The following is a 6,351-nucleotide window of genomic DNA, read 5'->3' as shown; positions in this document are numbered from 1 at the left end:
AAGCTCGGACTGAACAAGCCCTCGACCAAGCAATCACAGAAGCCCTTCAGGAAATATCTGCTGACAACGCTCAAGTCTGGTTCAGGCTGACCCTCAACTGGGTACAGCTATGATGAAAACGCTCTAGATCTAGGGGAGCCCTCCCGGAAGACGATGAACCCGTTCCGCACATTGCGATGTTCGTGAAAGAAGGGACCAATTTTTTGAGCACTGAGAACATCCACTGCGCCGCAGCCAATTGCACCCAGCAACACCGCGCTTGAGGCATCGATCGCGACAAAGGCGGAAGGCGTTCTCCCATCCATCGACCAAGATACGCTCGATGGATGGGGCACTCGGCTGCGTTGCGATGTCACGGCTACGCAGCTTGAAAGTTTCAGAGAACTAGAATTTGACGCCGAGGGTGGCGAGAAATGCTTTCACTTCGGGCCAGGCGGCTTTGAGGTCGGTTGCGGTCTGAATATCGAGAGCGATATTCAGCGGGTTGGAGGCAGCGCCGGCGAGTTCGGCCAGCGGTTTTTCGGCGGCAGCGATCAATGTGGCGAGTGCTGCCACCACCTGCGGTGCGGCTTTGAGAGCCTTGTTGGCGCCAGTCAGCCACTTGAGGGCGTCTTCGGCGCCGATTTCAATTCCTTTTTCGATATTTACCAGGATGTTTGCCATCGCGATAGTTCTCTCTTTCTGGTCGGCGGACCCGGTTTTTTGCCCGGCCGCCCACAGTGATTTGCGGCGACGAAACTGGCGGAGATCGGCCGTGGTTGCGGCGGGGCTCGCTAGCGAATCGCCTAGCGTGGACGAGGCGGGCGGGCGGCAATTTTGAGTTCGCACGCTGATCCACTGGATTGTCCGGCTATGTTTCCAATCTTAGAGAAGTCGGTGAAATAACCTGCAAAACGGCCAGAAAAATCGACCTCATGGAATCAAGGAGTTGTAGGGTTTGTGTGGGGTTGGAGAGTTGACGGCGTTTGAGGTGAACCCCTTGGGTGGGACAGTTTGTGTTTTGACAGATCGCGGTTTGCTGTAGAGTGCTGTTCATTTTGAACGCTCTCCGCCAGGGTGGTTCTCGGTTGGAGGTGTTGCGGAGACAGGCTCTGGTCCTCCCCAAGGCGCAAAAACAGCGCTTTGGGGACCCCGGGGTGGAGACCAACCTGTCAAGGAATAACCGACTGCACACTCATCGATACGATGAGCAGGGGAACTGGGTGGAAGCGGCTCCCCGCAAAGGAAGTGATTGAGCCTGGTGCTGGGAGCGACGCATCTCGACACTGTCATATCTGACAGTAGTGACAAGATGCCCGCCAGCCTAGATTTAAATGGATTCCGGAACACAAGTTCTCGCTTCACGACACCTAACGCGCGGTGAAATGGGGCAGGGACCGAGGGCCTCATGAGCGCAAGACGATTCACCAACGGCTGCGCGATCCGTGTTGAACAGGCACGGCACGTTGGTCCATTAAGAAAGCACACGTCATGATTAACTTGCTCTTCAGGCTTCCGCTGATTTGTTTCGGGGGCGCGAAGCAGCTTGTTTACGACCAACTGATGAAGCAGTAGCCTGGCTGAGCTTTCAACCCCAGAGAACTATGGAGAAGCAAACACGTGCACATTGCTGGGAATCGGATGCGTATCTTGGGGGGAATCGCACTCCTTGCGGCGTGCGTTGCGCGCCCCGCGATCGGACAACAAGCGGACATTCAGAACCTGGTGACGAGCGGCCAGATGCAGGGCATGCGCTGGCCGAACTTCGCAGACTATCGTAGCTGGCTTCAGAAGTTCTACGAACCCGCGGGGTTTGCTCCTGCGTGGGTCGTCCCATTGCAATCGGGACCGCAATCCCAGCAAGGATTGCAAGCGGCGCCGGTGGCGCTTTCTATGATCGAGCAGTTTCGCAATGCCGGCGAAAAGGGGCTTAACCCGGAGGACTATGACGCTTCGCTCTGGGGCGATCGACTGCAGAGTCTGAATGGGGCATCGACAGGCTCCGCCGCGGCTCGTTTTGATGTGGCGATGACCGTGTGCACGATGCGCTATGTCTCAGACCTGCGCATCGGGCGAATCAATCCGCAGCACTTCAAGTATGGATTGAGCGTGGAAGGGAAAAAGTATGACCTGGCGCAGTTCCTGCGGGACAAACTCATCCCTTCGCAAAACGTGAAGGCTACGATTGAAGGCGTTGAACCGCCATTCCCCGCATATCGCCGAAGCGAGCAGGCGCTGGCACGCTATACCGATTTGGCGCGACTGGATGACGGTGAAAAGCTTCCGACGGTCACCAAGCCAATCGAACCGGGGCAACCGTACGCCGGAGTGCCGCGGCTCACACGTCTTTTACGTCTGCTGGGGGATCTGCCGGAGGATGCGGCTGGATCGCAGGATGCCGGTGTTTACAGCGGAGCCCTGGTGGATGCGGTGAAACGATTCCAGCGCCGTCATGGTCTCGATGAGGACGGTCGCCTCGGAGCCGGGACGATTAAGCAACTCAACGTGCCGCTCACGGATCGAGTGCGCCAGTTGCAACTGACGCTGGAACGTTGGCGCTGGTTGCCGGCAGAGTTTTCAGCGCCGCCGATCATTGTGAACATTCCCGATTTCCGTCTACGCGCCCTCGACGAAGATAACAATCCCGCACTCGACATGCGCGTGGTCGTGGGTAAAGCGATGCGTACCGAGACGCCGGTATTTTCGCGCGACATGACGTACGTGGTTCTGCGTCCGTATTGGAATGTTCCACCGAGTATTCTTCGCAGTGAGATCGTGCCCGCCATTCAACGTGATCGGGGTTATATCGCAAGCAAAAACTACGAGGTGACCACCTTCGACGGCAAGGTTGTTACGTCGGGAACGATTTCAGATGAGGTGCTGGCGCAGCTCAAAGCGGGCAAGCTGATGGTGAGGCAGAAGCCCGGACCGACCAATGCGCTGGGCCTTGTTAAGCTCATCTTTCCCAACGAGAACAACGTGTATCTTCACAGCACTCCTTCTCAGAGCTTGTTCTCGCGATCGCGCCGTGACTTCAGCCACGGATGCATTCGCGTCGAGAAGCCGGCTGAGCTTACCGTGTGGGCGTTGCGCAACAATCCCGGATGGACGCTCGAGAAGGTGCAGCAAGGCATGCAGAGCGGGAAAGACAACGTCACTGTGACTCTCGCGAAGCGTGTGCCGGTCTTTATCGTTTACGGAACCGCGCTGGCTTATGCGAACGGTGAAGTCCATTTCAGTGACGACATCTATGGTTTTGATGCCAAGCTGGCTGCCGCCCTCGCCAAGGGATATCCGTATCCATAGCAAGCTGCGGATAAACGGTCATCGAAAGAACGTCCTCAACGGCTAAAGCCGACGACGATTTTGTGCCGCTTACGGCACGGCTCAAGCCGTGCCCTTTCAAAGTCAACGAGTTTTTTCGGAAGCTTCTAAAGCAGCGTTGAATTACCAGTAGCGAACGCGACCCACGTCGACGTGCACGAAATTCGAGTCTGCGTAATAGCCCACTCCGCCTCGATGCAGGGCTATGGCCGCGTCTCGCAGGCGGGCTGTGGAAACTCCGGGGATGCGGATGTCAATCGCCATTGCTTGCATGTGGAGGCTGTGAAGGGCGACGCCGTGTCCGTGTGTGCGGAGGTATTCATTGCTCCAGGGGGTGCGATAGCCGCAGACTACATCGATCTCCAGATTCGGATTGCCGAGGGAGGCAGTCAGATCGTGGAGCAGATCGAAGACGCGCGGATCATAGGTGTGAACATCGCCGGTGCGGTGATCGCGCAGATAGTGATTGAGCCGGTCCAGCGATTCCTGATCGTATCGATTGCTATCGCGATAGACGATGTCGAGGCGTTCGCCGGTGTGGGTATGGAAAAAGTGCAACTCGTAGGGACTGCGCACAGCGGCTGGTGGTTCTGTCTCGGCCGCAGCGGGACGCTGAAATCCGCAGGCTGAAAACAACATCAGCAGGGCCAGGGTACAAAGGCTTCTCATCGACAATTCAAGGACTCCATAAAACGAACGGGCCACCTGCGAGGTGGCCGCTTTTCTTTGTAGCAGTGGTCCATTCTGCCCGGGGTGAATCTCCCGCCTGCACTGTAGATAGAGACGGAATTTCGGGTGGATGGTAAGCGACGCGGAAGCGGCGGAACATCCCAGTCCATGGTTCGTTTCAGGGTCATTCGGAGGGCGACGGGGATGCTGTTGGGGAGGTCGGCGCAGGCGCGGGTGGGGGTGCCTGTGGTTTGGCGGGTGGGATGAGGACGAAACCGGTGCGGACGAGGGCGAAGCCTTCCTGCGGCAATTCGGCCTGGAGGAGCTGGTTTTCGGGTCCAGCGAAGAGGTCTGTGGTGTTCCCGGCGATGGTTGCGACGAGGTGGTGGACGGTGACGGGCTTGCCGTCGAGGGTGCCTTGTTCATCGCGAAGGGTCGCGAGCTGGATAGGCTCGATGGTGCCCGCCTGCTTGGGGATGATGGCCCAGAGGTCGCGGTTGTTGTTGCCGGCGGCCACGGCGAGCAGGGTTTCGAGGGCGCCGGGATCGAAGTCGGGAAGGAAGACAGCGAGGTTGTGGGAGTCGAGGCGGGTGGTGCTGGCGTGTCCGTTGGCAGAGATGTTCAGCAGGAACTGCGCGGCGTCGGGCTTGGCAACGACGTTGACGGCGGAGTTGTTGACGATGGCGCTGACCTGGACATGCAGAAGACCGTGGGAGGGAGAAAGCTCCTCTGTTTTGGAAAGCTGGTAGCTCAGCCCCTGCATGTCGACGTGGACGATGGAGGCCGAGTCGATGCCGGTCGGCTTCGAAACAAAGTTGTAGCTTGCGGTGCCGACGGATTTACCGTTCTGGCTGACGGCAAAGCTGGCCGACTGGGCCACGGCCAAGGCCGAAGCGCCGAGTAGAACGAAGGCAAAAAGTCCCACGAGCGGGATCAGGGTGCGAAAACGCATCTTCTTCTTTCCACTCAATTAGACACGGAAGCGGGCATCAGGTTGTGAGGAGGTCGCAACTCCAGTAAAAGGCTACCCCCACTACCGGTCTCTGGGTATAAATATCCTTTTTTCATGAGTTTGCGGGGAGAAGGTGTCGCTAAATATTTCATAGGATTGATCTTCGCTGTAGATATTTCTTCTCAAAGGACTTAGAAGAGGGGATCAGGGTTTTGGGACAGGGACCAGAGACTTCTGCGGACCCCAGGTTCATTTCGCATGTTCTGATTATGCGGGATTGGCAGGAAATTACCTGCAAGACCGGAGCAATGATTTTGCGAACAGAATGAGTGTTTTACGGCGAAAGGGAGAACTGAGGTACTTGACTGCTGACTATATTGCACGCCTTCGACTCACAGCGAGTATCGGTCTTGGAGTTGGCGGGTTTGTCCAAGGGCGGTCAATGTTTCCAGTATTTCGGCGATGCGGGTGCGGCTGGCCGGCTTAAACCCGGAGGCGATCTGCTGGACATTCTGCATGGGGGTAGCCCGAAGCGCATCTTTAACGGCGCGGACCTGATCGGGAAGGGTGGACGGCCAGGGCTGTTTGCGGCGGGCGGGGGCTGGACCCTCGACGGGAGCCATGCCCGCCAGAGTGGTCTGGACAAGGAGTTCGTTGGGGGCCTGGAACTCGGGGCGGAGCCAGCGGACGAGGCCTGCGCGTTCTTCAGCGCTGCGCTGGGCATTGAGGGCAACCACACTGGCGAGGATGTCTTCGTCGCTGAGTGCAGCGGGCCAGCCATAGGCGGCGAAGACGGCTGCGTCGAGTTCGTCGTGGAGTTCGCGCAGCACCCCGACGAGACCGGCGTCGTAGATGCGGCGGTCTTCGGCCGTCAGCTCTTCCGAGGCGCGAAGTTTTTCGAGGACGTTGTACATCTCAGTCAGGGTCAGATCGGGAGCGAGTTCCTGCTGGCGTTTGCGGTGCGCGTCCAGGCGTTCAGTGATTACACGGATTGTCTCTTTCTGCGCGTCGGTGCAATCGGGGAAAGGCGAGCGCATAGCCGTCGCCGTGCCACGCGCGAATATCCTTGCCGCCGATGAACGGTGGATTGCCGACAACGAAATCCGCCTCAGGCCATTTCGCCTTCTTCACGCCGGAATACTCGTAGACGGGAATGCGCGCGGTTTCGTCGGGCACCCTCTCGCCTGTGGTTGGGTGCTCCTTGAGGGTGACGCGATCCCAGACGGTGACCGGGTTTCCGTGCTCATCCACCGCAGGCTTGCGCGAGGCAAAAGTAATGAGCGCGTCGGCTTCCACAACGTTGTGAAAATTCCGGATGACGGGGATGGGCGGCTGCGCGTCTCCGCGCGTTTTGAAGTGCCACTGACGATAGCCGATCCAGAGGACAAGGTCCGCGATGACGGCTGCGCGGGGATTGACTTCGATGC

At 58.2% G+C, this 6,351-nt stretch carries 6 protein-coding genes; 1 reads left to right on the top strand and 5 read right to left on the bottom strand.

Going from position 1 to position 6,351, the window contains the following annotated elements; translation table 11 throughout:
* Positions 1–384 precede the first annotated feature (384 nt).
* Positions 385–663 carry a hypothetical protein gene (locus tag WA354_RS20860; RefSeq protein ID WP_472814951.1) on the bottom strand — a complete coding sequence of 93 codons (279 nt, stop codon included), beginning with the start codon at positions 661–663 and terminating at the stop codon, positions 385–387.
* Positions 664–1,629: 966 nt separating this feature from the next.
* Between WA354_RS20860 and WA354_RS20855 the strand changes: the two genes are divergently transcribed.
* The gene (locus WA354_RS20855; protein WP_472814950.1) at positions 1,630–3,285 is read left to right on the top strand and encodes a L,D-transpeptidase family protein; all 1,656 of its coding nucleotides are present in this window, start codon (positions 1,630–1,632) and stop codon (positions 3,283–3,285) included.
* A gap of 141 nt (positions 3,286–3,426) precedes the next feature.
* Here the strand turns inward: WA354_RS20855 and WA354_RS20850 are convergent, their stop codons facing one another.
* The 4 genes from WA354_RS20850 to WA354_RS20835 form a co-directional block, all read right to left on the bottom strand.
* Complete coding sequence (locus WA354_RS20850) at positions 3,427–3,972, bottom strand: YcbK family protein (protein WP_472814949.1); 546 nt, start codon at positions 3,970–3,972, stop codon at positions 3,427–3,429.
* 184 nt (positions 3,973–4,156) lie between these two features.
* Positions 4,157–4,924 (bottom strand): hypothetical protein, encoded by a 768-nt coding sequence (locus tag WA354_RS20845; protein WP_472814948.1) that lies wholly within the window; start codon positions 4,922–4,924, stop codon positions 4,157–4,159.
* Positions 4,925–5,316: 392 nt separating this feature from the next.
* On the bottom strand, positions 5,317–5,961 hold the full coding sequence (locus tag WA354_RS20840; RefSeq protein WP_472814947.1) for a hypothetical protein: 645 nt from the start codon (positions 5,959–5,961) through the stop codon (positions 5,317–5,319).
* Positions 5,900–6,351 (bottom strand): hypothetical protein (locus tag WA354_RS20835; RefSeq protein WP_472814946.1); only part of this gene is annotated, 452 nt, incomplete at its 5' end. The genes WA354_RS20840 and WA354_RS20835, both read right to left, overlap by 62 nt.

Origin of the sequence: Occallatibacter sp., assembly GCF_049802275.1 — a bacterium.
GTDB lineage: Bacteria > Acidobacteriota > Terriglobia > Terriglobales > Acidobacteriaceae > Telmatobacter.
Note: the sequence above shows the minus strand (reverse complement) of the source record. Positions and strands in the feature narration are given on the sequence as shown.

Bases quoted from the DNA above. Each gene is read 5' to 3' on its own strand.
- WA354_RS20845 (WP_472814948.1), bottom strand. From the start codon at position 4,924: ATGCGTTTTCGCACCCTGATCCCGCTCGTGGGACTTTTTGCCTTCGTT.
- WA354_RS20840 (WP_472814947.1), bottom strand. From the start codon at position 5,961: ATGCGCTCGCCTTTCCCCGATTGCACCGACGCGCAGAAAGAGACAATC.
- WA354_RS20850 (WP_472814949.1), bottom strand. From the start codon at position 3,972: ATGAGAAGCCTTTGTACCCTGGCCCTGCTGATGTTGTTTTCAGCCTGC.
- WA354_RS20860 (WP_472814951.1), bottom strand. From the start codon at position 663: ATGGCAAACATCCTGGTAAATATCGAAAAAGGAATTGAAATCGGCGCC.